The sequence below is a fragment of the Thermomonas alba genome, assembly GCF_022419205.1.
Taxonomy (GTDB): domain Bacteria; phylum Pseudomonadota; class Gammaproteobacteria; order Xanthomonadales; family Xanthomonadaceae; genus Thermomonas; species Thermomonas alba.
The window spans coordinates 1-589 of the sequence record NZ_JAJOZU010000041.1 but is presented as its reverse complement, the minus strand read 5'-3'; the positions used below and the strand labels follow the sequence as shown (position 1 = coordinate 589).

The window sequence follows — 589 nt, the reverse complement described above, 5'->3', positions numbered from 1 at the left end:
CGAACGGCGCGGGTTGCCGGAGTTGTAGCTGGTGAACGGGTCAGGCAGTTGGCTTGGGGCATCAATCACCTCCAAGGGCGTCGTCAGGGTGGTGTGTAGCGCCCCGGAGTTGATGCCTGGGGGCATTGTGGTCATGCCACAAGGCGTGTACCGTGCTTCGCGGATGTCGCGCGCCAGCAGTTCGTAGGCGACACGCACGTTCTCCTGCTGAAACGAGAGATCGCGGGTCAGTCGGGCTGTCTCGCGTTGGGAGAGAAAGTATCCGGTGAGCACGAGCAAGAGGAAAACCCCGATTGCGAGAGCCACCATGAGCTCAACGAGAGAAAACCCACTCAGGCCCCGACGGCAACGACGGGTGCCGTTCGCTTGGTGCGGATAAAGACCATGTTGCGGCACGAATGCCTCCCTCAAAACGTCGCGCGGGCAACGTAAGCGAAATCGCGCAGAGCTGTTCGGTCGCCACTTGCCCGCTCGTCGTTCCAGAAAATGGAGACGGTGCATGTGCGGCCGCTGCACGCGATCTGCCCGCATGTGCTGGCGTCTGGGCCGATGGTGTCTTTGATGCTGTTGATCCAGCGCTGCGATGGCG

Annotated in this window: 1 protein-coding gene and 1 pseudogene; both read right to left on the bottom strand. The window is 61.8% G+C overall.

From position 1 onward, the window contains the following. Positions 1-396: PilW family protein (locus ML342_RS11645; RefSeq protein ID WP_338065008.1), on the bottom strand; the 396-nt coding region annotated here is incomplete at its 3' end. Positions 397-407: 11 nt separating this feature from the next. After that, positions 408-589, bottom strand: a pseudogene (locus ML342_RS11640) (hypothetical protein); the annotation flags it as partial.